This is a genomic window from Peribacillus sp. NPDC097197, assembly GCF_050278025.1.
GTDB lineage: Bacteria > Bacillota > Bacilli > Bacillales > DSM-1321 > Peribacillus.
Genome location: NZ_JBNNST010000009.1, coordinates 38,897 through 62,518, shown reverse-complemented (window position 1 = coordinate 62,518; position 23,622 = coordinate 38,897). Strand labels below are relative to the sequence as shown.

Here is a 23,622-nt window from a genome sequence, read left to right as displayed (position 1 = left end):
ATTTCATACATATTTATCGATTCGAACGTACCCAACATTCATCCAGAATGATTACATTGGCAAGTCCAATTAACATATTTGTACAAACTATTTACTTGCATTTTACATACATAATAGTAGATAGATAATTAATAAGGTTTGGGGAGTAATAAATGAAATTCATTTTCAAACTTTTGAATAATATCGCTAAGTATCTACTAATATCATTCTTCTGGTGGCTAGTGATTATATATACATTAATAAAATAGGGGGGCGACAAGATGTTACATAGATAAGACGATGAAACGGATGTAATTTGATAGGAAGTTATTGTAGAAGAAAGGAAAAAATGAAAAAACGCGCTTTCAAGCGTGCACGTTTTCTCATTGTGGTGGAGATATATTCAGGCTTGTATCTTCTTATCTTTTTTTAGTCTGTTTCAAAATTCTTTTAATGAATAAGTATAAAAATGATAGAACAACGAAAATTAAGAAAAAGACGATGAAACCCCAGAGACCTATGGCAGCATCTTGAAATTCCATATTCCCTCTACTAGTTAACGCCTGTTGTATTTCAATTGCAAAAACCAATACCACCATGACGGTGAATGTATAAATGAAAGAAAGTATGGTAATGCCAAATCGTAGTCTTGATATGATGTTAGATAAAACTAGCACAAAGATGAATATGATAATCCCTATAATGCCCATTATCCAAAAGTGTAGATCTTTATCCGTAGCATTTAAGTTTAGTGTATCACTTACAAATATCAGGATGAAATCATGAATGTTATTGATGATCTCGGTTAAAACCAGAATAATTTCCTTCAAATAGTGCACCTCCAATTTCTAAATTATAGCAGGTTGTAATTTCATAGAGAAGGATTAAGGATATAAAAGGGTACATCAAACAGATTTTAATAGGATTACCAAATTCAATTTATTTTATCATTGCTTAAATAGAGGGAAGGTGTAATATCTTAAATATGGGTAGGACGAACCGTTTTGATATGTATATTTTACAAATAACAACCAAGCTTTGGGGGAAGAAATATGAATCGTGAAAACCAACATATTTTAAATGTAATCGATTTTATAAAAACGGGACATAACACTTGTTTCGTGAAAGTGGTAGGATATGATGCGGATGCACAAGTGGAGTTTGAAGGAGAAATCAAGTTTGTTCGGGAGAGACCATTTGGAGATTTGATCCATCCAGAAAGGTCAAAGCTAACACCTTCCAGTAGAGAATTTGTTAGGGATAATTTGATTAATCGGTATAATAAAGGTGAATTTAACTGAGCAGAAAATATTGTGACCTTCTCATATTCAAGGATTTCTCCTGCAAGGGTGATATAAAGCCCTTCTTTATTTAGGTGATTGTCTTGTACGCCTAAGAAACAGACATCAATATGTACTCTTGTCACCATTTCTCACTAATTATATAAGCAACTTGTCCACACACTCCGATAAGTACATGCATATAATTTAGTAAGGAGGAGATAGTTATGAGTACAAATTGCTGCTTTGTGAAAAAATGCTATGAGGAGAATGACCCTTATTCAGTCTGGGTTCCAAAAAGACCTTGTTCTTGTAAAAAGAATAAAAAAAGTTGTTATTACTACTAATATCATTTCATCATTAGGTGAATGAATATTTTTTAGGGCAGTTCTTGGACTGCCTTTTTACTTGGATTAAAAAAGACTATTTTGTAAGATTTTTTGCGAAGGAGCTAAAATTTTGTAGTGAAGAAAAAAGCACCTTACCTACGGGTATTGTGCTTTTATTTGTATTATTTATCCTTTAATAATTGCCTGCTTTGAAGGATAATTTCCCTATTTTTATTGATGGCTTCCACATTATTTAATTTAATATGATCGTTAAGGTTTTCATGATCTTCCATATATTCAAGTAGTAATTCCACAGACTTATCCAGCAATTTTTCCATCTGGATATCCCTTTCTTTGGCTAAACGAGTGAGTCGCATGTTTAAATGAGAAGCCAGAGTAGTATTAATTGGATCTCTACTTTCACTCATTTATATTCCCCCTTAAACTGTATTACTTCTATTATATGTTGGTAAGCATTGGATGGCAATGCAAATTATTATTGGTCTCTTCTACAATCAAAGGGGGGTAGTTAGCTTTGAATGGACAGTTAACAATCTCTGATAGTATAGTTTCCAAAGAAGGCCAATAGTCAAGTTGAAATCAAACCGTGGAGGATCCAAATGATTCGCTTAAAATGAAATTCTATAGCTAAAAACCACTCTGCTTTTTTAGCGGAGTGGCTAGAATGATATTTTATAAAATGAAATCCTTTAAAATATAAGCCCTAAATCCTTAATTTTTATTTTTTATGATCACAACTGCGGTCGCAAAAATGCGAGAAATTATAGTTATATTCATACTGTTGGCGTTAGGAAACCAAAATTTCAAACTCTATATAAAACCCCTCAATACTCTCCAATACTCTTCTTACTAATCCGCTCCACAATCTCCATCAAATCATCTGGCCTATGGAATTCAATCGGTGAAACGCCTTTATCGAACTGAATCGTGTCGGCTTCTATCATTAATACATACTTCCCATTAATCTTGCCTAAATGAATGCTTTCCCCGAAATCGGCTAGAAGTCCTTTAACGGAGGTACTGCCAAGCTTCATGCGCAGTTCGGCTTCTGGTGTATGTTCGACGATTTGGGCAGTTGCTTCGACGACCTGGTGGGTTTCTAAGCGTTCCTGGATTTCCCGTTTTTCACTTGATTCCCAGATTTCGAGGTCTTGCTCGAATTTCTGCAGTTCGTCGCTGTTTTCTTCGAATTGTGCAGATACATGTTCATGGACCATATGAATGACCTGGTTTTTCATAATTTCTGGCATGGATTCCCCATATTCTACGAACTTAAGGAAATCCTCGAAGTAGCGGGCATGTGAAGCCTGGTGGATTTTCAGTTCACCTTCTTCGACAATTCCTTCTTCGGGCATGAAGGGGTAAATATGTTTAAAGTACTGACATCAAAGGATTTGTAATGCATTGCTCACACTAATGCTCACATTTCTAAGATTTTATCAATCTCATTTGCAACACTTTTTTGCATGTTAGGGAGTACATGAGAATACGTATCAAGGGTTGTAGAGATATCGGCATGACCAAGACGTTCAGATATTAATTTAACATTCACATTTTGTTGTATGAGAAGGGTGGCGTGTGAATGTCTTGTTGCAGAATGAAATTTAGTTCTAGGTAATCCGACTTTTTCAGTTAAGTTATAAAATTCTTTTCTGAAATTACGAGGTATCATTGGTTTCCCATTCTTTGTGCAAATGATTAAATCATTGTCATGATACTGTTCACCAAATGCTAACTTTTCCTCAACAATCATTTTATGATGACGAATAAGTTCAGGCATTAACTTTTCTGGAATACTAACAGAACGAACACTTGATTTATTCTTAGCTCCTGCCTTAATTTCAGCCTTTTGAGTCAATGTTTGGCGTATATATAGGGTATTACTATCAAAGTCAATATCTTTCCACCTAAGCCCCATTATTTCACCTTCACGACAACCACAAAAAAAGCCGATAAGGAAGCCGATAAAGCAACGTGTTAACCTTTTAGTCTGCTTGGAAATTGAAATAAAGTAATTAATTTGATCAAGTGACCATATATCGATTTCTTTACGTTTGATCTTAGGTAAAGTAATACCAATTGAAGGATTAAATTTTATCAATTTCACTGTAGTAGCCTTTTTTAATGATGAACTTAGAACACGAAATATCAAATGAATTGTATATTCGGAAAAATGTCTCTCTTGAACCAAATCGTTTATAAATCTCTGAATAATCATTGGAGTTAGCTTTTGTAATTTAAAAGTACCAAGACGAGGTTTTATAACAGTTCTAAAATAAATATAATGAGTTTCATAAGTACTAGATTGAAGCTGGATTTTACGTTCTTGGAACCATTCTTCCATAAATCTTTCTATACTTAGATTAGATAAATCAGTGAATTCATCTTGTAATATTTCAGCCTTAATTATGGTCATCGTATCAATTGCTTCTTGTCTAGTCTTAAAACCACGTCTGTAAATTTGTCTTCTTTTCCCCGTTAAAGGGTCTTTTCCAACATCAAATACAAAATACCATTTATTGGTTTTGTTATCTTGTTTAATGCTTCCGTTCATATTAAGGAACCCTCCATGACGGTTCCTAAGAATGAAATAAAATTTCCCAACTCAATTATAACACATAAAATATACCTATTATACCAGTATTAACTACATTTGGTGTGGGTGTTAAACTCAAAATAGGTAGGGGGCTATTTTACAGTGTAGCCCCGCTTCTATATTTAGAGGACCATAGGAATACACCCACGCAGAAACCCAGCGCCAATATAAACCACGATACGAGATGGGTTCTACACCAATTAACTCCAATCCAATGCTCTAGTATTTAAGAAAGACTGAAATTTAGTGGATAATATTTAATATAAAAAAGATGAAACTGTCATTCATTTAGTATTAAACTTCAATCTTATCAGAATAACGGGACGGGGCTATTGCTTACTAACTTTAAAATCCAGAAGGTAGTACTAGCTCAAATTGTTTATCAGTCGACTTTTCATCTATATAAATACCATATTCTTCGTCATATTTTTCATAATCCATGATTTGACCGCGTTTAACTACCTTTTTGCTAATCTTAAGGAACTCAAAGTAGTCGTAAGTATTATAAGTATTAGGAGGTACTGCCTTTCCAGAAGGCAAATTTGTAACGAAAACATTATGAGAATTAGTTATCATATTACGCTCTTCGAGATTTTTCAACAGCTCGGTTAACTTTGTTTTACCTATCCCAGTATCTAAGCTCATGTTTATTAAATCTCTTGTATAATGGCCGTAATATCCACATTTACTTTTTATAAAACAGTATAAGTAGAATCCCATAACTCCTAATTCAACTCTGGACATGCAATATATAAAGGTTTTTAATTCTATTTTAGTCGTATTGTCTACATCATAAAAATATCCATTTTCTATTTTTTCTTTTTGACATTCTTGATCATAATAGAATCCTTTAATAGGTAAGTTTATTTCTTGTTTGGTTGAAATTTCCTTGTATCCAGTTGGTAGTCCACCTCTATATTCAGAATAGCAAATAAATTCCAGGGTTGAGTAATCAATAGTATTTATATTTTTTTCAACAACGTATCTAATTGGAAAATCATTTACTTTTTTGATGTATCCTAATTTATCAAGTAGCCCGCCCTTTTTTGTTATATAGTTTATCCCTTTTTCGCCTCTACTATCTGGTGATGTATTTAAAATCATGTAAATTATTTTGTCATTAATGAAAAATTCGTTCCCCTCGTGATTTGAATAGAAAAAGTTGGCGTATCGATACAAATAAGAAATCAAATATAAATATGAAAAGGCAAATGCTATATGTTTAGCATTTGCCTTCTTTTCATGTGTGGTTACCTTGTCCGCATACCTATTTTTCGTTTTACTAATTTTATGTTTGAAGTCTTCAGATTCTATTAAGTCAGAAAAAAACTCATTAGGTATAAATATACTTTTGGAGTACTTATCATCACCTTGAATAAGCATTCTTTTTAGTTGATTCTCACTGTAATAAATTCCACTCTTTTTCTTCATATATATTTCCTCCTAAATATTCACTAATACTGTTATTAATTTCTGGTCTTATATTCTTTTAAAGCTAATGTAAGTTCCTCAGTTTTTTGGTATAGCCAAAAGGGGGCAAGTGTTTTGTCATTTAACGCATAACAGACAAAAGAAATACCCCTATCCATTTTTAAAAACTTGAACAAGGGTATCGAGTAACAAAAGAAGTATTCTTTTATATATATGCTTTTATTCATGTAGAAAAGCCTCCTTAACTTTTTATCATTCAACTCATGATACTTATACGATATTTTGCTTCTTTTTCCTTACTTAGATTGGTAAGTTCATTCTCGTACATTGATAGCATTGGAACAGATACTCCAACTTGGTTTGCTATCTGCCTTAACTTGTACTTTTTCCGTTTCCTTAATAGTTTCATCCGTTCTCTTGAGGTTAAGTTCATAATATCCATATTTCTACCTACTTTCATTTATTTAATAAAGAGGAAACTCTTCTAATTATTAAAGTCATAACTACTTAAATAGTTAACCCATTTTGACGGAAGTAAAAACAGCGCTGTTATTAATAGAACTCATTGCTAGTTTATTAATTATCAAGTTTGACGGAAAAGGTTAAAATGATCATGTGCGATTTACGAACTATATATAATAACTAAATATTCTAAATCTACTTTTAAAATATTCTAAATCTACTTTAATTGTATTTAATATAGTTCGTAAATCGTACATCATCACGAAAGAGTTTTTAGAGACGATTGCTTCTTATAGGATTCAAAAAAGAGGCTGGAGCAAAGAATCAGAGGTTTAAGTTTATGTGAGCTGCGGATAGGGAGAGTAAAAGAGGTAGAGAGAATTTTACACACTATTCTGTAAGTATTTTAATCTAACCCCTGTAAAGCTTTTAATATATATGATACATTACCAAGTATTTTTTTGAGAAAGCCACATTCTTTCTTAAGTTGTTTATTAACCAGACATAGTAAGTGAAAGGGATTGAAATTTTATTTTAATATAATGATAAGGATTATCAAACAGACTTCGTTTTATTTAAAACTACTTTATTTGGCACTTATTATAGAGCTTTATAATATATATTCCATTTTCATAATCAAAATTCCTTCTATTAATATAATTTTTTTTGAGTTAAAATAATTGTATAATATTGGAAGATAGGAGGGGTCGAAAGATAATGCCTAAAAGACTAACGCTAGAATCTGTAAAAGAAAAGCTAAAAAAAAAACCCTAATATTGTTATTGATAGTGCTGAGTACAGTAACAAAGAAACTTTACTGGAACTACGCTGTTTAAAAGGAGGCTGCAATCACAAATGGAAGAAGAAGGCTAAAATGTTAAATGCTAAGGTTATCTGCCCGAAATGTGAAAACTCCCGTTTACTGAGCATAAAAAAAATCAAATCATATGTAGAGGAAAAAGGTTTTAAATTTATAACGGCTACAAATGTAACTGATTCAAAAAAATGCAAGATTTCTATCGTTTGTCCAAATGGCCACGCACGTGAAACTAGTTGGTGTTCGTTTGCTTATCAAGACAGAAGATGTAACAAGGGCCTATGCAATGAAATAGGAAATAAGTTAAGAAAAGAATTGAAGGATGTAATATCAGAATTTGAACAAAATGGATATGTATTAGTCGAAGGCTTAGGAGACTATACTAATAATAAATCCCCTTTAACAATAAGATGTAAAAATAATCATTTGTGGCAAGTTTCATATAACCATTTTATGAAAGTACGTGAATGTCCTGATTGTAATGGGATTCAAAGACATTACAAATACAAAGAGGTAATAGAACTATTTGAAAACGAAGGATGTAGTTTACTTGAATTAGAGTATATCAATAGTAAAACTCCAATGAAATATCAATGTGTTTGTGGTAATGAGAATTGTAAAGTTCGATTAACGGATTTCTTAAGAGGAGTCAGATGTAAGAGATGTGCAAATAGAGAACCATACACAGTTGAAGCATTAATAAAGTTATTTGAAACACGAGGACATACTTTAATAGAAAGAGAATATAAGGGTGTTAAAGATCCTTATGAGTATATTTGTAAGTGTGGAAATAACAGTAAGATTACCATTTCAAATCTTCTCAATGGTAATCGGTGTATGAAGTGTTACCTAACAAGTAACAGAGGTGAGAACCATCCTAATTATAATCATGATTTAACTAAGGAGGAAAGGCAGACAAAAAGGAAATACCATGAGTATGAACACTGGAGATTAGACGTACTCAAACGAGATAACTATACTTGCCAATGTTGCGGCGATAATAGGGGAGGCAATCTTGTAGTACATCATTTAGATGGATATGATTGGTGTAAAGAGAAAAGGGTGAAAGTTGATAATGGAGTAACTCTTTGTGAAAGGTGTCATTTGGATTTTCATAAGGAATATAAATTTGGGGGTAATACAAAGGCTCAATACGATGAATGGCTACAATACAATAATAAAAGAATATAAATCAGCCTTAATATGTAAAAAAATGAAGAACCACGACCTGAAATACACAGTCGGTTTTTAAGGGTTATTATGAGGTGGTATTATCTATGAATGATAAGCGAGAGAAACTGCAAAAGATGATTGAACACTTAGAAGATAAAACATTACTGGAGGCCTGGAATTTTATTGAATTATTATTGACGAAAAATAGTGGATATACGCTAGAAGAGTTTAAAAAAATTAGTGAATCAAGAGAAAGTATAAGATTAGGTAATCATATCACCTTGGATGAGGCGCTGAAAAAAATAGAAAAAGAAGAAAATTAATAAGTAGTTACCATTTTATTCAAGAGGATAAGAGGCATTTTATGCACGAATGTTGAGTGTAGATTAAACACCGTAAAAGTAGAGTGAAAATTCATAATTTTAAATCTTGTATATGTGTCTAAAAAAATTTGAACGTACTATGGATTTTGAAATTATAAATGAATGAAATCCTAATTTTCTTGAGAAAAAGGCTGGAATATTAAGCCTGTTACAATCGAAGGGGGCGAGAATAAATGTTTATTGCATACACAGATGCTTCTGTAAAGGAAAACAGTGCATACTTAGCGTTTGTAATTGAATTTGAAGATCGGAGTATAATAAGTCGTAGAATCTTGATTAATGAATCTGATAATAATCTCGCCGAGGCTTTAGCTCTATTCGAATTAACAGCATTTCTCGAATACTATAATTTCAATAATGGAGTCATCCTCTTTGATTCAAGGGTAGTTAAACAAGCACTAAGTAATAAGGAAAGTAAGTATCACAAAAAAATATTATGGAAAGTTGTACATTCTTGGAGAAAGTTAGGAATCAAAACTCAACTTATTTCAAGGAAAGAAAACATAGCGCATAGTGTTAGCTACAAAGGTAAATATATATCCTCGCCTGGGATAACAACAATTGACCGACAAATTTTTAGTGGGATCGAAAGTTATCCAGACTATCACTTGTCACTCCCTGCTTATTTCTATCTTAAAAGAATAGACCAAAAAAGAACAAGTTTTAATGATGCAATAAGGCAACTTAACCGAAAAATATGGCTAGGTGAATTAATTAGTGAAACGAAAAAAAAGCGTGTGTACGCATATTATCATAAAAGGATAACAGTTTCTGAGGAATCTATCATTAAAATTAGTACAGTCAATTATGTGGAATTGAGACATCACTGGCAGGTAATCAGAAAAAAAAGACAATTAAAGAGGTATAGAAGAAGATTAAGAAAAGTAAAAATGGTTGCTAAGTAATTTTATGGAAATCCTTTACTTTCCATTATATATTTTATCATGGAGTGTCCTATACAGCTATTTGAATATATTGAAAATGGTGAAGATGCATAATTGCTATAACTATCTATAATACCAAAAATATCCTTTTATTATTAAGTAGATGAACGGGTTAATAGAGCTAACGGCTGAATAAAACCCCAATTTTATTCAGTTAAGCTTCAAAGATTTTAAGTGGGAACATATAAATGTAGTATAGGCTTCCGCTCCATATTTGAGCAGAAGCCTATTGTTGGGCTCTCATCAGAGGAATCTGGGTTTTCTTATCCATTGAGGTTTAAGGATGAATGTAACATAGGAATGTTACATTCACATACGCTTCAAATATAAATGAAATTTCATATAGGTTTCTTCATATTGAAGCGGAAGTATTGTGCGCCGTACTTTCAATATTAAAGTATCTTAAAAATCCCATTTAATATATTACTGGTCACTTTTCACATGCAATTCCATCAGTATCACGATCTAAATCAGAGTTTTTTTTAATCGCATTCTTATAAATCGTTGCGGAAATCTTTGTTCCTTTAGACAGCGCTTTGTACGTTACTTTTTTCGTTTTCTTGTTAACTACTTTATTCTTCGTACTTGAAGATTTCGCTACACCCTTAGAATACGTCTTGTTAAAGGTTGTGCAATTTTTATAAATGTCACTTTTCGCATCTGCTTGACTCGGTGTAAATGTGGCTATACCACCAACAATAAGGGTTGTAGCAGCTACTAAAGATATTATTTTTTTCAAACAAATCACTCCTTTGTATATAGATTATAACAAAATATCCATAAAAAGGAATTATTATTTCTGGCTTTTCGATATATACGCAAGAGTATTAAACCCCTGAACAAGTATATTTTTCGGCGGGGCACCTATTTGTGGTATGTCCTTAAAGGACTTGTCGCCACTATTTATTAGATACAAAGAGCTACCATTGTACTCTAGGAACATGTTTTAAGCATTCACTTATTGAAAAAAAGTAGAAATTCTTCTAAAATATAGTATAACCATTATTTAACAAAAAAGATCATTGGAAGGATCTCTATTATGTCATTGATTTATGAATCTAAAACACTTGTGAATGCCATGGAGATACGTGTTGAGCAATACAAGGACCTAAAAGAACAACTCACGGATTTAAAGAAAGAATTTAATGGCATCGTGAACCTAGATGACGAGTTCCAGGGCCAAGGTGCGTCTGCCATTAAGGGTTTTTACAAAGCTCAGGTGGATGTAGTAGAGGCCTGGATGGGATTGATTGACCGTCATATTGCCTTTTTTAACAGTATTCCAGGAGATATTATCGAGGCCGACCTTGATGAAAGTATTGTTACAGTTCCTTTTTTAGAAGAAGAGTTAGTAACGGCTAATCACAATGTTAAGGAAATGGTCCACGCTCAGAAATCGGACTTGAAAAAAATCTTAGAAGGGATTCATGATATCATCCAATTAGAGCCCTTTTCCGATGAAGGTTTTTTAGAAAATATGGAGAAGGCGGAAAAGAAAAGGACCAAAACGATTAATAAGGTTCATAAACTAGACCATAAATGGACGACTGAATATGCTGAATCTGAGGAGGATCTGGATGCAGTAGTGGCCCTCATGGAACAGTTGAAGGAATCTAGTACAAGGGGTGGGGAGACATCTCCTTTATATTTTAATTCATCCTCTTATAAAAATAGCGAAGTTTTTAAAAATTTTGAAGTGAGAAAAAAAGAGAATGAAGAATATCTGAAAGTAAAGAAAGAGGAAGCAGAAAAACGTCTGATGAAAGACTTGAAAGCACAGCTTGATTCCGTTACAGATCCAGATGAGTTTCTCAAAATCGCTAATAAGATTGGGTATGAAAACTTAGAACCTATCCATCAGCAATATGCTTTACAATTAGAAACAAATAGGCAAACGACAGAGATTGCAAAAGGAGTGGGAGTGGGCCTTTATGATGCAGGAAAAGATTTTGTAGTCGGAACGTGGGATTTTGTCACAAATCCTGAAGAGAGTCTTACAGGTATGGCTAATTCCATCATCCACCCTGTTCAAACCTATAAGTATATTTCTAAATCTATCAAAGACTCCTACGACCGAGATATGGTAAGTGGTAATGCTTATTCACGGGCTCACTGGGTATCCTATGCAATAGGAACAGTGGCCACTTCATTGGTAGGAACTAAAGGCGCAGGAGCTGTCACTAAAACTGGGGTAGCAACCACTAAAACGGCAGCGGTGAAAGGTACTGTAAAGTCGAAAGAATTATCTAGTTCTATTGCTAATCTTTTGCCATACAATCCTAGAAACCAATTAGAATTGGCAGGAGGCGTCCCTTATAATGCGGTTAATAGTGCTGGGTTAAAAGAACAGCTAATCTCAATGGCGAGAGTAGAAACTGAAATTAATGGTAAGGGTACGGGTAAATATCAAGTTGGAGCATATAAAGATATTAAAGGAGTAGAAGGATTAGATGCCCATCATGCTGGCCAGAAGGCAGTAATGAAGAAATTAGTGGATAATTATGATCCAAATACTGCTCCCGCAATAAATGTTCCAAAGGTCGGTCATACAATAAAAGGCCCTAATGGTATAGTTTCGAGAAGTACCAAAGGAATAGAGAATCCTAGACAGCTATTGGCAAGGGATATTATGGAACTAAGAAGAGTCTATGGTGACATACCAAATTCTGAATTAAAAAATCTTATTGAATTAAACAAAAAAATGTATCCAGAAATGAGGAAATAAAATGAATGAGACTTTTGTTAAATCACTTTATGAGTCAATAGTTAAAGAGAACCTTCAACTATACAAAAACTTGTATGAAACAACAAATGTTACTCCTAAAACAGATGATTATTGGAAAAAAGCTATTGGTTTTTACGATAGTTTAACAGACGAAAATAAAGATACATTAATGAAAATAATTGAACAAACCATGATGGATACTATTTCAAACATGCTAGGAGTAATTGATGGAAGTTCAACTTTAAAAGATTGTTCGTTCGAACCTAAATTACTGCTTGATTCTATTGATACAGAAGGAGAACTACAAGATTCGTTTTTAGAATTCATAGAAGAAAGAGATAGCAACAGCTAATTGTACTTTTTATTACAGTGTTTTTCAGATAGAACACAATTTAAATTGATGAATTCTATTACCTTGATTGGCTAAATGCCTTTCAAGTTTTTTTTACTTTAATTATAGGATGTTAAAGGTATGGGTTGATTTGCTATAAAACGTTTTTTTCATTTTTTTTCCACCTTTATGTATAGTATTAGGTCTTTACCTAGGTTCAAATGATGTTGTAGAAGTAAAAACAAAGTTTAAGACGTAGTAAAACGTACGGCGCTGAATAAAGGTTACAAAAGCGGCGTAACTCGTTCTTCTTTCGATAAAAATAAAAATGGAAATAATCCGCTCAACCTATACAAAAAAAGCCCTACTCAAATGAGAGGGCAATCGATTCATTGTTTAATCTTCAAAAAGTTCATCCATTAAGTTATCAATTTCTTTTCTTAACTTTTCTGTGCCTTCTTTAGAGATACTAATGTTATCTCCATCGATAATCAGCATATCCCCGACCTTGGCTCCTTTTGGAAGTGAACTTTTCGGGATATCCTTCATGTCCCCACCATCGATTTCCACGACGGCAATCTTTCCTTCAAAACGATCAATGATACCATCTACCATCTATTTCACCGTCTTTACAGTAAGTTTCGTACCCGTTGAGGTGTAGATGATGTTACCTGATTTGTCCGTACGATAGATTTTGGCTTTTACTGAATTTAATCGCTTTACTACAGTAGAAGTGGGGTGACCGTATCCATTTTTCCCTACACTGATTACAGCGTATTTAGGTTTGGCCTTTTTTATAAGTGCTGAACTTGTTGATGTTTTTGCACCGTGATGTCCTACTTTAAGAACATCAACACTAGGTATTAGTTTTTTAGCTAGCATATCTTTTTCGGATTTTTCTTCAGCGTCACCAGTGAATAAGAACGTCTTTTTATTGTGTTTAAGTAAAAGTACGGCACTCCAGTTATTTAAGTCTGACTTAGCGTAGTCCTTAACTGGTGCGATGAACTTTAATGAAGTGTTCTTTGCCTTTGTTGTAATTTCCACGCCCGTCTTTGCCTTTTTAATTGTTAGTTTTTTCTTCTTAACGGCTGTCAGAAAGTCTTTGTATGCTTGTGTAGTATGGGAAACTTTAGGTGCATAAACAGATTTTACTTTCATTGTGTTTATTACATAAGCTAATCCACCGACATGGTCAGCGTCAGGATGTGTGGACACTACTGCATTAAGAGTTTTAACTTTTTGTTTCTTTAAGTAGGCTACAACTTCATCGCCTTTACCTTTACCGCCAGCATCAATCAAAATATTTTCATTTGGTGTCTGAATCAAAATAGCATCACCTTGACCAACATTAATGTAGTGAACCTTAACACTAGAAGATGCTTCCGTTGTTGTAACCCCAGTTAGTAATGACAGGAATAGAACAACAACTAGTACAATATTCAATTTTTTCATAATTTCGCCCCCTAATAGTTACTGTATCACGATTCTCAAACTATTTGGGACTAAGGTTGTATATATTTTTGAATATATCTAGCTCTCTAATTCCACCTACGTCAGTTTTCTTCAAAAGGGCTAGGATATCCGATATCTTTAAAACCAAACTCCTCCAACAAATCATTTAAACAATAGCTCCGTGTTTCATTTATTTTGGCAAACGCCCTTTTATTGATGTTAGTGTAATCGGTAATCTCCTGTAAGAATATTGATTCTACATGTTCCATGTAAATAGTAAATTTAATTGTACTCACGCCTCCATCGGCACATCTCTTGAATTGACTTTCTAATAGATTAGCCGTCCTAGCTTTGAATAGGTACTCTTGTGTGAAACCATCTTTAAATGTTATATGAGCAATGAAATATTTCATTAAATTCCTCCCTTGAATTAAAGAGTTCTAGATATGAGTAATTAGTCCTTGTTACATTATTGTGAAAAGCCGAGGTATTGATTCACAATTTTGTAATAGAGTAGATGTATTCTTTGGGAGCCGGATACGGGGCGGTATATCTTTTTGTCTCTTCACTTGTAATATTTGTAAAGTTATACATTCCAAAAAGTGTATATAAGTAGTATTATTATCCTATTCGCATAATATAAAGGGGAATTGAAAATATGGGTAATATATTGAAAATTATGATTGTACCAATTATGTTATTATCATTTTTCTCTTATAATTCACTATCGGTCGAGGCAAATGCAAAAAAGACAGCATTTGTGAATGTTTCAAAAGGTAGTAGTCTGAATGTAAGAAGCGGCGCAAATAGTAAGTCGAAAAAAGTTGGATCATTAAAAGATGGATTAAAATTGGTTGTTTACTCAAAAACAAAAAATGGTTGGTCAGAAATAAGATATAAAAAGAAGAAAGGCTATGTATCAACGAAATATCTTATGTTTGCTAACTCTTATCTAAAAGATATATCAAAAGTATACTGGTATGAAACTAAAGGAAAGAAATCTAAAGAGGTATATATAGGGAAAAGTTATTATGGCGAGGATATATGGGAATCGGACTATGAGACATATGCAGTTCACGAAGATAAAAATGGATTATATATAGGGATTCCAGACTTTTATTATATTGTAGATATCGAGTATCCAGTAAAGGTAGGCCGAAAATGGCGTAAGGGTGAGCAGGGGGAAATAAAAGCTCAAATTTCAGCTGTAAATAAAACAGTGATAACACCTGCAGGTACATTTAAAAATTGCATTGAAGTGAAACATAATGGAAGAGATACTTATTATTACGCTCAAAATATAGGGTTAGTTAAATCATTGTTGAATGGAAAGCTATCTTCTCAACTTATTAGTCTGGAGTAAAATAAATAGGATAGTTTAGTGACCCAAGACAAATCTAAAGATTTGTTTCTTAACATCATTGATAGATACGTAGAAAAATGATGAAAAGTATCTATGCTTATGAATTTTCTTTAAGCTAAAAATAGTTTAACACTTGTATGAATAGTACATAGTTTTCTATAAAAATAGGAATAGAAACTATGTACTATTTCAAATAAAATAGAATGAGTGGATGGGAAAATGGAAGATTTTATATTAGTAGAAGATGTTACAGAAGTGAAAGACAACATAAGACAATTTAATAATGATATCAGCTCAGATGATGAATTAAGAAGACGTTTTCTGTCACGTTATCGACAATGGTATTATATTGCTGAGTTAGATATGTTCGCTCCTAGTAAATTTATCGGTTACAAGAACATGAATGCTTATAGATATAATAATAAGGATGGTAATGGCGCTGATGGGAGAGTAACCGAGGCGGTTTTAAAACAATGGTTTGAAAAAGTCGAGATACCAGAACTATTAGATAAATTACATTATCGTATGAGAAGATATGGAAACATAAAAAAGACCTCAGAAATACACATTTTGAAGAGTGAGCTTCCGTTCATCGAAAATTCGATTAAAAGAGAGCTGAAAAAAACAAGGGAAAAGGTTCCTGCAATCAGGATTTTGCCCATGTCAGAGAGTGACCCAGAGTTTACAGGAAAGCAAATTGAGGACGTACAGAATTGGTTTTTAAATGAATTACCTTTTAGAGGGTATAACTTCAAAAAAGGGATGAAGGCAGAGCCTGGAACTCTAGTTTTATTTCAATTTAAAGGACATATTATAGCCTCGGCTATTCTTGATGAAAAGTTGTTGTATAAACGTGAAATGAAAGGGGAGTATAAAGGCGCTTATATTTTTGATCCTACATCCATAGCTATTTTCGATCCTATAACTTCTTTAGAAATGCAAAGTATTTGGAAGAATTTTAAAGGATTTAATCAATCTCTACAAGAACTAGATGGAAGTTATTACAAGAATCTGTATGAAATTTTATTAAGGAAAAATTCAAGGTCCGTATATGATAATGACAATTTAGATGAGGAAACATTTCAAAAAGAAGTAGAGATGATATCAATCGATTATATTGAGAAAGTCGATGATAAACCAAGAGAAAAGCTAAATCATATTTATTTTCTTTCACAAAAACTCAAAAGGAATCCTCTTTATTCAAAAAGAGCGATTGAATCAGCTAAATATAGATGTGAATTAGACTCAATACATGAACTTTTTATTTCTTCTAGAACAGGAAAAAATTATGTAGAGGCACATCATTTAATTCCTATGGAATATCAAGATTTGTTCAAAAAAAGTATTGATGTTGAAGCGAATATTATATCGTTTTGTCCTTTGTGTCACAAAAAGATACATCATGCAATATTTGAAGAAATAAAGCCGATGCTTGAAAAGATGTACTTAAGTAGAATGGACAGGTTGAATCAAAGTGGAATTGATATAAAATTGCAAGAGCTATTTTCTTACTATAGCTAAAGACTTATGAAGGTTTATTTTAGGTTTTGAAAAGAGTTAGGTTATTATCTAATACTTAAATAAAGGGGAATAGTGATGCAAAGTAAAAACCAAGATGTGTTAAAAGGTGAATATTCTAACGATATGTTATGGATTCCTGATTTAGAGCCTGTTAAACGTTCTAGAGAATTTAATGCATCTAATCCAGCTGTTAGAAGCAGAGTTGTTTATGAGTATATTTTCAATTCAAAAACACATAGATGGATAGACGAGAATATCATTGGCCTGAACTCTACTGAGAGTCGCGGTTATCAAACGATGGGGATTTTACATTACATTGGACTTAAGGATAAGCACAAAGGAATATTTAAAGGGTACTCGATGAATGACGCCATTGGAGTATTACAAAAACAGCATAGCAATTTCGCGATGGTTATAGATTGTCTTGAGAGTCTTAATATAGAAGGTAAATCCATGAAGGATCTAAATGAATTTGATCAAAAGTTGTTTCAACAAGGATTACATAATAAGAAATATATTATTGGTAATAAAACGATATATTATATTATAACTGTTAAAATAGAGCCTGATGTTGTATCTCCTAATTTCTTATCTAAGTACCTAGTTTATTTACTAGAAGATGATAAAGTACTAAAACATGTTGATATTCAGAGTGGGGTAACGAAGCAATTATTAACGCTAGCAAAGAAAGAGGGCATCAAACTTTTACATCAACAAAATCCAATGGTGAAAATTGAAGATGTAACGATGATTCATTATAAACAAGGAAGAATTAATACAAATGATTGGCAAAAGGATTCTGTAGAAGTTATTACAGATTTGTTCGAAGAATTTCAAGAATCATTGAATAGCTCAATCTTAAAAACATCAATTAATGACATTGATTCTGAACACTCTGAAGAAGATGATTATTATAATGATGGTGCAACAATCTACTATTATGGTAGGCGGTATGAGCGAAATCCAAAGAACAGGGCGAAAACAATCGAGATTCATGGTTTTAATTGTGCAGGATGCGGCTTCAATTTTGAAAAAAGGTATGGCGAGCGGGGGAAAGACTTCATTGAGGTTCACCATATTAAACCACTGAGCACGATTCAAGAAGAAGTGGCTATAAATCCTGCGACTGATCTAGTGCCTGTTTGTTCTAACTGTCACCGAATGATACATAGAAAAAAAGATGAAGTGTTGACTATTGAAGAATTGAAGGAACTTATTAAAAAGCTAGAGAAATATTAGAACCAACTGTTTGGGTTTTAAATTACTTCAAAAATACGAACAAAAGGAGGATAGCGGAATATGACAAAGAACCTTAAAATCTCTGAAGATACTCAGATACATATGAATACTATTTATAGGAGAAATGGGAAAGGACAAAAAGCAAATATGAAGCGAAGATTTAGTCATGTTTTTAAGGGAATGTTGATTAGTTCTATTTTGATAGGTTCAGTTTTTACAAGCGGGATATATGCCCTTGCTAATTCGAATCAGGAAGTTATTCAACCGACATCAGCTGCTACTTCAGAAAAAGTAACCTATACCAATATCAAAACAGTTATTGAAGGTAAAACTAAATCTTTTAAGCAATCATCTATATACAGCGATGGGAAAGTATTAGTACCAATGTCTGATGTATTTAAAGAATTTGGAGCTAAAATTAAGACGGATAAGAAAGCAAAAACGATGACGGCGACTAAGGGGAAAACGGTTATTACAGTAACAGAAGGTAGCAAGGCGGCTAAGATTAATAGTAAGAGTTATAAAATGGCGGTTAAGGCTACTTCTATAAATGGTACGATGATGGTATCCACTTCTTTGATATCTAAGTTAACACCAGTTAAGTCTACGTATAACAAAACCAAGAAGACGGTAACTATCGTAAAAGTGAAACAAAAAGTGGTAAAGGGGATTTTGGTCAAGCATGGTAACCATACGTATGAGAGTAAAAATCAAAAAGAGTATGATATGGTTATGAGTGCAGTAAAATCTGCGTTGGATAAAGACTTCAATAAACAGTATCTCGGTGGGAGTAAAGAATCATCAATGTTTTATAACGAATATATACAAGGTGCAAGATGGGACGGAGACAGGTCAAACAGGTCGTCTAGAAATATAGATTTAAAGCAGGCTGAGGGGGATATTGGAGAGTTAGTTGAAAATAATGTAAGTGTTAAGGAAATAGAAAAGGCTTATAAGACTATGTCAGTAGCTCTTGATTTATCGTCCAATAAAAAAGACCCAGGTACTGGAGCACCACGCTCTGCTTATGATAACCTTTTTAGAGGGTTATCGGATTGTGATGCTTCAGCTCAGGTTATTATTGCAGTATTTGACCAAATGGGTTACGACACTACTATTGTTGGTGGAAACAATCACGCAGACCCATACATCAAAATTGGTGGGGATTGGTATGTAACTTCTGCTGGTTCATTTTTTAAAGTATTGAATTTCAACCTTAACAAATCAGGAACTTATGTTCTTGCAGCACCTACTTCAGGTAAGTTTTAAGTATCTAACACAAGAGAGTCCTCATTTGGACTCTTTTTTTGTCTAAATTAAATTCCGAGACTACATAAAAACTAACCCATAGGGATAGCAATAACCAGATATAAAATTATGTTAGTAGAGTAATTTAAATATTCAATAGACAGGTGGCTAATGATAAAAAGTATAGTATCAAAAACGAATGTTTATGATACATGTCACCGCTAGTCGAAATACTATTAATAAGTAAGTTGATACTTGTAACAAAACCCGTATCAAAAACAAAGAATCAATATTTACTATAATTATCCTTTTTGATACAATGTTGGTAACAAATGTTAAGTGGTGGTATCAGTGAAAATTGGATATGCAAGGGTAAGTACTCTTGACCAATCATTAGATTTACAATTAGATGCACTTGAGAAAGCGGGCTGTGAGAAAATATATCAAGAGAAAATGAGCGGAATGAAGGATAATCGACCACAGCTTAAAGAGTTGTTAGATTATGCTAGAGAAGGAGACATACTAGTAGTTTACAAGCTAGATCGTCTTGGCCGCTCAACTAAAAAGTTAATTGAGTGGTCTGAAGAGCTACAAGAGAATGGAATAGAGTTAGTCAGCATTAGAGATAGTATAGATACTACCACAGCAGTTGGTAAGGCAATGTTTAAAATGCTAGCAGTCTTAGCTGAAATGGAGCGGGATCTAATTTCAGAACGGACTAAGGCAGGTTTAGAAAGTGCAAGGGCCAGGGGGAGAAAAGGTGGTAGACCGAAAAAGGATAATAAACAAGTTCAGAAGGCGTTAAAGTTGTATGGATCTAGACAATACACCATTAAGGAAATTGAAGAAATGACATCTGTTTCAAAAGCAACATTATATAGAAAGATTAAAGTGAGAGAAAGAAAAATGGATTAGGCAAGCAGTATTGGTTTTGATAGGTGCGTTTAATTAGAGATGAGCTTACATCTTAACGGTTACTCTCAAATCTAAAAGGTAGTTTAGTGATTTTTAGTATTTTTCAATAAAATATTAGTAATTACACTTTTTTTGTAATATTTTACTTTTTATTCTTGTATTATGTATATAAAAAAGGAAAATCAAGAATGAAACTACTATAGGAAAAGAGGAAGAAAGATGGACAATTTAGAAGTTTTTAAGGAAGAAACGTTAAATGAAGTTAGACTAGCTATAGATGAAATTGTAGATATCTATCGAGACCATCAATACTTTTGGGGGAATGCGGCAGGATGGGCTCCAGAAGAAGCAGAAAAGATACTGACTCGTTCCCGATTAGATTGGTTGCATGCGTTATCAGAATCCTTATTCACATGGACTGAAGTCTACCGAACCTCTACAGACAGTGAGGGAAAACTAATACTCGCTTGGACGAACCTAGGAGCTGTATTAGAAGGTGGTATTAAGTTGTTTTTATCAGTTCATGTAAAACATTATCAAAATAGCCAACACCATTATCTGGATTCAAATGGTAAGTTAATAGAACCAGATGTCCTAACACTAGAAAAATTGAAAGTATTTTTACAAAAAGAAAAAATCTTTGCACCGAAATGGTACCCTTTTATTTTAATGGTACAACAACGGCGAAATGCGATTCACGCCTATAAGCACCGAGATATTGGAAATTGGACTGAATTTTATGAAAGCATAAAAAAGTTATCCGTATTTACTCAAGAGATTAAGAATCAACTTCCTTATCCAGAATGATAATTTCATTTAATTGGGGATGTATTTTAAAATAAGGAAGTGTTTTAGTTTTATGAATTTATTTAATTTTGAAGTTAAAGAACAAGTTTTTCATCCTAATTTTTCCAACTTATTGAAAGACAAGGATCTACAAGATGTAATTAATCAGTGGAGTTTTGGTTTTATAGACCGTGATAATAAATTTATAAAAGAATTTCAGACAACTTTTAACTCCTCTTTTTGGGAGTTGTATTTGCATGCTTGTTTTACTAATCTTGGCTATAAACTGGACTATACACATCATGCACCTGACTTCCTTTTAACCACACGAAAAGGGAAAAATAAGATATTAGTTGAAGCAGTCGCTACTAAAAATCCAAAAGATAGTGCACCAGAGCATGAGCTCAAACAAAAAATTAACCAAATATTTAAATTAGGAAGAAACCTAGATGGGGTTCATGATGAAATAGTTCAATTAGCATCTGAACGCATTAGTCAAAGTATCCAGAGTAAACATGAAATGTATCAAAAAAAGTATTCAAAGTTAGAACATGTAAAAGAAAAACCTTTTATTTTGGCCGTCGGGGCTTTCGAACAGCCTTTCTTCTTTCTTCAAGGAATAGGAGCGATTCAAAAAGTTTGTTACGGACTTACTAATGCTGAATATAAGGGTGGGCAACCGCATATGAAATATAACGACCACATGTTCAAGAAGAAAACAGGTGCTCCAATTTCTATTGGCCTTTTTAATAATGATAAGTATAAGGAAATTAGTGGGATTCTATTTAGCTCAGTTGCTAGTATAGGAAAAGTAAGAGCTCTATCGTTAAAAAAAAGTAAGGATATTTATTTTCATACCTCCAGCTATAATGATTATGATACAAAAGGGGATACAAAGGTAATAGTTCATACTAAATATCGAGAGTCTCTTTTGGACGGCTTAAGTCTCTATCTAAACCCTTTTGCGGAACACCCTATTGATCCTGATGATTTTGATAATCCAGATATAACCATTTATCGAGATAAAAATCATGCTACATTAAAGCATGGAACTTTATTCACGAGAATGGTGATTAATCAGAAAACTCAAGAAAATGATATTGCTGAGTTATAAATAGTATTTTCAAAGAAAGAGCGTGTCAGAGATACTCTTTGCTTCTCGCACTGTATGATAACCGTAACTAATTGTTCCCTTAGTCTACTCGGTTTTAGTCTATTATAGTATGAATTTGAGTTACGAGTCCTAGCGTAAGGGCTCCTTTTTTTGTTTTATATTGGAAGTTGGATGAAATCGGCCGTTTATTACTGTTTGAACTTGTTACAATCTATCTGAATAATTATATTATCTGCCAAATTTGTTTATTATTTGGATGTAAACCATGCAATCTGCTGCCCTGATAGGAGTGTTATTAATGGACTTGAAAATTATTATTGAACAAGAATTGTGGGAAGCTATAGAGAAAAATTACGAACATGAAAGTTACTCTAGTGCTATTTTAGATGCGATGCATTTATTAACAGATACCATTAGAAATAAAACTGGTTTAGAAGGTGATGGCTCAGGTTTAATAGGACAAGCTTTTGGGGGTGAAAATCCTAAGTTACAACTAAATAAATTACAAACAGAGTCAGAAAAGAATATCCAAAAAGGAACGCAGGAATTACTTAGAGGTTTGTATACTGCCATTAGAAATCCAAGAAGTCATGATAAGTATAACGACACTAAAGAAGAAGCGGATTCTATAATATGTTTTATTGGTTATATTTTGAAAATTATTGATAAGTCTAAAGTGAATTTTGAAGAATCAACATTCTTAAAAAGGGTATTCGAAAAATATTATGTTAAAACTGAAGAATACTCTGAATTATTAGTAAATGAAATTCCGAAACGTCAGAGAACAAATTTAGCTATAACAGTTATTTTGAAACGAAAGGAAGGAGATTTTGAAAATTTATACTATTTTTTAAAGGCTCTTTTTGATCAGTTAGAAGATAATAATATATCACAAGTATTTAAAGTTATTAGCGAAGAATTAAAATATACAAGTTCTGAGGAAGACATACGTACAATTTTAAATACAGTTCCAGCTAAATATTGGAGCAAACTAGATAAGGCAGTAAAGCTTAGAGTGGAAAATATATTGTTGGAGAATGTAAAGTCTGGTAAATATGATCTTTTAAATGAAAATTGTTTAAATGGTGCTCTAGGAACTTGGATTGAGACAGAACACTTGATGAATTTTGAAGATGTTAGTAACTGGAATTTAGAAGTTGTTAATAAGATAAAATACGGTGATGAAGAGGATAAAGCTTATATAGAAGAATTCTTTTGGAATAAAATTTGTGAAATAAATAGCCATGAAATAGATTATTGGTTAGAGGATTACATTAAGAGCGAATTAAAAAATAAAGATAGTGAAATAGTAAGAAAATTAGAAGCTATATTAAAATTTAATGGAAATCATTCCTGGTGGAAAATTTTCGAGGAGGAATTAAAAGATTTCCCTGAGATGTATTATGACGACGACTTGCCATTCTGAAAATGACAAGTACCTATTTAATATGTAAGAGGGGCTCTATTTTTAACCGCAAGTAGAGAGAGCACTATTTCCCAGTAATGACGT

At 32.8% G+C, this 23,622-nt stretch carries 24 protein-coding genes and 1 pseudogene; 14 read left to right on the top strand and 11 right to left on the bottom strand.

Features of this window, described 5'->3' with window-relative positions:
- Positions 1 to 398: 398 nt before the first annotated feature.
- Positions 399 to 809 (bottom strand): hypothetical protein, encoded by a 411-nt coding sequence (locus ACQKL6_RS13395; RefSeq protein WP_402959076.1) that lies wholly within the window; start codon positions 807 to 809, stop codon positions 399 to 401.
- A 222-nt stretch (positions 810 to 1,031) separates the two neighbouring features.
- Between ACQKL6_RS13395 and ACQKL6_RS13390 the strand changes: the two genes are divergently transcribed.
- Positions 1,032 to 1,280 carry a hypothetical protein gene (locus tag ACQKL6_RS13390; RefSeq protein WP_402959074.1) on the top strand — a complete coding sequence of 83 codons (249 nt, stop codon included), beginning with the start codon at positions 1,032 to 1,034 and terminating at the stop codon, positions 1,278 to 1,280.
- Between the two features lie 490 nt (positions 1,281 to 1,770).
- Here ACQKL6_RS13390 and ACQKL6_RS13385 read toward each other — a convergent pair whose 3' ends face one another.
- From ACQKL6_RS13385 to ACQKL6_RS13360, 6 genes and pseudogenes are all read right to left on the bottom strand, one after another.
- Positions 1,771 to 2,016, bottom strand: a complete 246-nt coding sequence (locus ACQKL6_RS13385; RefSeq protein ID WP_427651263.1) for a hypothetical protein — start codon at positions 2,014 to 2,016, stop codon at positions 1,771 to 1,773.
- Between the two features lie 417 nt (positions 2,017 to 2,433).
- Positions 2,434 to 2,973, bottom strand: a pseudogene (locus tag ACQKL6_RS13380) (DUF3898 domain-containing protein); the annotation flags it as partial.
- A 56-nt stretch (positions 2,974 to 3,029) separates the two neighbouring features.
- The gene (locus ACQKL6_RS13375; RefSeq protein WP_427651262.1) at positions 3,030 to 4,163 is read right to left on the bottom strand and encodes a tyrosine-type recombinase/integrase; all 1,134 of its coding nucleotides are present in this window, start codon (positions 4,161 to 4,163) and stop codon (positions 3,030 to 3,032) included.
- Positions 4,164 to 4,550: 387 nt separating this feature from the next.
- Positions 4,551 to 5,636 carry a hypothetical protein gene (locus tag ACQKL6_RS13370; RefSeq protein WP_427651261.1) on the bottom strand — a complete coding sequence of 362 codons (1,086 nt, stop codon included), beginning with the start codon at positions 5,634 to 5,636 and terminating at the stop codon, positions 4,551 to 4,553.
- A 35-nt stretch (positions 5,637 to 5,671) separates the two neighbouring features.
- The gene (locus ACQKL6_RS13365) at positions 5,672 to 5,863 is read right to left on the bottom strand and encodes a hypothetical protein (protein WP_427651260.1); all 192 of its coding nucleotides are present in this window, start codon (positions 5,861 to 5,863) and stop codon (positions 5,672 to 5,674) included.
- A 29-nt stretch (positions 5,864 to 5,892) separates the two neighbouring features.
- Positions 5,893 to 6,069, bottom strand: a complete 177-nt coding sequence (locus ACQKL6_RS13360) for a helix-turn-helix domain-containing protein (RefSeq protein WP_427651259.1) — start codon at positions 6,067 to 6,069, stop codon at positions 5,893 to 5,895.
- Between the two features lie 903 nt (positions 6,070 to 6,972).
- Here ACQKL6_RS13360 and ACQKL6_RS13355 point away from each other — a divergent pair.
- The 3 genes from ACQKL6_RS13355 to ACQKL6_RS13345 all read left to right on the top strand — a co-directional run bounded on the left by ACQKL6_RS13355 (position 6,973) and on the right by ACQKL6_RS13345 (position 9,376).
- The gene (locus ACQKL6_RS13355) at positions 6,973 to 8,106 is read left to right on the top strand and encodes an HNH endonuclease (RefSeq protein ID WP_427651258.1); all 1,134 of its coding nucleotides are present in this window, start codon (positions 6,973 to 6,975) and stop codon (positions 8,104 to 8,106) included.
- An 86-nt stretch (positions 8,107 to 8,192) separates the two neighbouring features.
- Entirely contained in the window at positions 8,193 to 8,411 is a 219-nt protein-coding gene (locus ACQKL6_RS13350) for a hypothetical protein (protein ID WP_427651257.1), read from the top strand.
- Between the two features lie 233 nt (positions 8,412 to 8,644).
- Complete coding sequence (locus tag ACQKL6_RS13345) at positions 8,645 to 9,376, top strand: hypothetical protein (RefSeq protein WP_427651256.1); 732 nt, start codon at positions 8,645 to 8,647, stop codon at positions 9,374 to 9,376.
- A gap of 469 nt (positions 9,377 to 9,845) precedes the next feature.
- Here the strand turns inward: ACQKL6_RS13345 and ACQKL6_RS13340 are convergent, their stop codons facing one another.
- Positions 9,846 to 10,163, bottom strand: a complete 318-nt coding sequence (locus tag ACQKL6_RS13340) for an excalibur calcium-binding domain-containing protein (RefSeq protein WP_427651255.1) — start codon at positions 10,161 to 10,163, stop codon at positions 9,846 to 9,848.
- Positions 10,164 to 10,454: 291 nt separating this feature from the next.
- Here ACQKL6_RS13340 and ACQKL6_RS13335 point away from each other — a divergent pair, with 291 nt between their 5' ends.
- Positions 10,455 to 12,140 carry a ribonuclease YeeF family protein gene (locus ACQKL6_RS13335; protein WP_427651254.1) on the top strand — a complete coding sequence of 562 codons (1,686 nt, stop codon included), beginning with the start codon at positions 10,455 to 10,457 and terminating at the stop codon, positions 12,138 to 12,140.
- A gap of 1 nt (position 12,141) precedes the next feature.
- A complete protein-coding gene (locus ACQKL6_RS13330) occupies positions 12,142 to 12,492 on the top strand; it encodes a transposase (protein WP_427651253.1) in 351 nt (116 codons plus the stop codon).
- A 375-nt stretch (positions 12,493 to 12,867) separates the two neighbouring features.
- Here ACQKL6_RS13330 and ACQKL6_RS13325 read toward each other — a convergent pair whose 3' ends face one another.
- The 3 genes from ACQKL6_RS13325 to ACQKL6_RS13315 form a co-directional block, all read right to left on the bottom strand.
- Complete coding sequence (locus ACQKL6_RS13325; protein WP_427651252.1) at positions 12,868 to 13,086, bottom strand: DUF3006 domain-containing protein; 219 nt, start codon at positions 13,084 to 13,086, stop codon at positions 12,868 to 12,870.
- On the bottom strand, positions 13,087 to 13,926 hold the full coding sequence (locus ACQKL6_RS13320) for a ComEC/Rec2 family competence protein (protein ID WP_427651251.1): 840 nt from the start codon (positions 13,924 to 13,926) through the stop codon (positions 13,087 to 13,089).
- 101 nt (positions 13,927 to 14,027) lie between these two features.
- Positions 14,028 to 14,339 carry a hypothetical protein gene (locus ACQKL6_RS13315; RefSeq protein ID WP_427651250.1) on the bottom strand — a complete coding sequence of 104 codons (312 nt, stop codon included), beginning with the start codon at positions 14,337 to 14,339 and terminating at the stop codon, positions 14,028 to 14,030.
- 245 nt (positions 14,340 to 14,584) lie between these two features.
- On the opposite strand from ACQKL6_RS13315, the gene ACQKL6_RS13310 reads away from it, so the two are divergent.
- The 8 genes from ACQKL6_RS13310 (at position 14,585) to ACQKL6_RS13275 (ending at position 23,538) form a co-directional block, all read left to right on the top strand.
- Positions 14,585 to 15,289: an SH3 domain-containing protein gene (locus ACQKL6_RS13310; RefSeq protein WP_427651249.1), complete on the top strand. Its 705-nt coding sequence runs from the start codon at positions 14,585 to 14,587 to the stop codon at positions 15,287 to 15,289.
- Positions 15,290 to 15,496: 207 nt separating this feature from the next.
- Positions 15,497 to 16,810, top strand: a complete 1,314-nt coding sequence (locus tag ACQKL6_RS13305) for an HNH endonuclease (protein WP_427651248.1) — start codon at positions 15,497 to 15,499, stop codon at positions 16,808 to 16,810.
- A gap of 75 nt (positions 16,811 to 16,885) precedes the next feature.
- Positions 16,886 to 18,049: an HNH endonuclease gene (locus ACQKL6_RS13300; RefSeq protein ID WP_427651247.1), complete on the top strand. Its 1,164-nt coding sequence runs from the start codon at positions 16,886 to 16,888 to the stop codon at positions 18,047 to 18,049.
- Positions 18,050 to 18,109: 60 nt separating this feature from the next.
- Positions 18,110 to 19,318, top strand: coding sequence for a copper amine oxidase N-terminal domain-containing protein (locus ACQKL6_RS13295; RefSeq protein ID WP_427651246.1), 1,209 nt, complete (start codon positions 18,110 to 18,112; stop codon positions 19,316 to 19,318).
- A 330-nt stretch (positions 19,319 to 19,648) separates the two neighbouring features.
- Positions 19,649 to 20,212 (top strand): recombinase family protein, encoded by a 564-nt coding sequence (locus ACQKL6_RS13290; protein ID WP_427651245.1) that lies wholly within the window; start codon positions 19,649 to 19,651, stop codon positions 20,210 to 20,212.
- Between the two features lie 219 nt (positions 20,213 to 20,431).
- Positions 20,432 to 21,019 carry a hypothetical protein gene (locus ACQKL6_RS13285; RefSeq protein ID WP_427651244.1) on the top strand — a complete coding sequence of 196 codons (588 nt, stop codon included), beginning with the start codon at positions 20,432 to 20,434 and terminating at the stop codon, positions 21,017 to 21,019.
- A gap of 52 nt (positions 21,020 to 21,071) precedes the next feature.
- Positions 21,072 to 22,112, top strand: a complete 1,041-nt coding sequence (locus ACQKL6_RS13280) for a hypothetical protein (protein ID WP_427651243.1) — start codon at positions 21,072 to 21,074, stop codon at positions 22,110 to 22,112.
- Between the two features lie 298 nt (positions 22,113 to 22,410).
- The gene (locus tag ACQKL6_RS13275) at positions 22,411 to 23,538 is read left to right on the top strand and encodes a TIGR02391 family protein (RefSeq protein WP_427651242.1); all 1,128 of its coding nucleotides are present in this window, start codon (positions 22,411 to 22,413) and stop codon (positions 23,536 to 23,538) included.
- The last annotated feature ends 84 nt before the right edge of the window (positions 23,539 to 23,622 follow it).

Bases quoted from the DNA above. Each gene is read 5' to 3' on its own strand.
- ACQKL6_RS13390 (WP_402959074.1), top strand. From the start codon at position 1,032: ATGAATCGTGAAAACCAACATATTTTAAATGTAATCGATTTTATAAAA.
- ACQKL6_RS13385 (WP_427651263.1), bottom strand. From the start codon at position 2,016: ATGAGTGAAAGTAGAGATCCAATTAATACTACTCTGGCTTCTCATTTA.
- ACQKL6_RS13375 (WP_427651262.1), bottom strand. From the start codon at position 4,163: ATGAACGGAAGCATTAAACAAGATAACAAAACCAATAAATGGTATTTT.
- ACQKL6_RS13370 (WP_427651261.1), bottom strand. From the start codon at position 5,636: ATGAAGAAAAAGAGTGGAATTTATTACAGTGAGAATCAACTAAAAAGA.
- ACQKL6_RS13365 (WP_427651260.1), bottom strand. From the start codon at position 5,863: ATGAATAAAAGCATATATATAAAAGAATACTTCTTTTGTTACTCGATA.
- ACQKL6_RS13360 (WP_427651259.1), bottom strand. From the start codon at position 6,069: ATGAACTTAACCTCAAGAGAACGGATGAAACTATTAAGGAAACGGAAA.
- ACQKL6_RS13355 (WP_427651258.1), top strand. From the start codon at position 6,973: ATGTTAAATGCTAAGGTTATCTGCCCGAAATGTGAAAACTCCCGTTTA.
- ACQKL6_RS13350 (WP_427651257.1), top strand. From the start codon at position 8,193: ATGAATGATAAGCGAGAGAAACTGCAAAAGATGATTGAACACTTAGAA.
- ACQKL6_RS13345 (WP_427651256.1), top strand. From the start codon at position 8,645: ATGTTTATTGCATACACAGATGCTTCTGTAAAGGAAAACAGTGCATAC.
- ACQKL6_RS13335 (WP_427651254.1), top strand. From the start codon at position 10,455: ATGTCATTGATTTATGAATCTAAAACACTTGTGAATGCCATGGAGATA.
- ACQKL6_RS13330 (WP_427651253.1), top strand. From the start codon at position 12,142: ATGAATGAGACTTTTGTTAAATCACTTTATGAGTCAATAGTTAAAGAG.
- ACQKL6_RS13325 (WP_427651252.1), bottom strand. From the start codon at position 13,086: ATGGTAGATGGTATCATTGATCGTTTTGAAGGAAAGATTGCCGTCGTG.
- ACQKL6_RS13320 (WP_427651251.1), bottom strand. From the start codon at position 13,926: ATGAAAAAATTGAATATTGTACTAGTTGTTGTTCTATTCCTGTCATTA.
- ACQKL6_RS13315 (WP_427651250.1), bottom strand. From the start codon at position 14,339: ATGAAATATTTCATTGCTCATATAACATTTAAAGATGGTTTCACACAA.
- ACQKL6_RS13310 (WP_427651249.1), top strand. From the start codon at position 14,585: ATGGGTAATATATTGAAAATTATGATTGTACCAATTATGTTATTATCA.
- ACQKL6_RS13300 (WP_427651247.1), top strand. From the start codon at position 16,886: ATGCAAAGTAAAAACCAAGATGTGTTAAAAGGTGAATATTCTAACGAT.
- ACQKL6_RS13295 (WP_427651246.1), top strand. From the start codon at position 18,110: ATGACAAAGAACCTTAAAATCTCTGAAGATACTCAGATACATATGAAT.
- ACQKL6_RS13285 (WP_427651244.1), top strand. From the start codon at position 20,432: ATGGACAATTTAGAAGTTTTTAAGGAAGAAACGTTAAATGAAGTTAGA.
- ACQKL6_RS13280 (WP_427651243.1), top strand. From the start codon at position 21,072: ATGAATTTATTTAATTTTGAAGTTAAAGAACAAGTTTTTCATCCTAAT.
- ACQKL6_RS13275 (WP_427651242.1), top strand. From the start codon at position 22,411: ATGGACTTGAAAATTATTATTGAACAAGAATTGTGGGAAGCTATAGAG.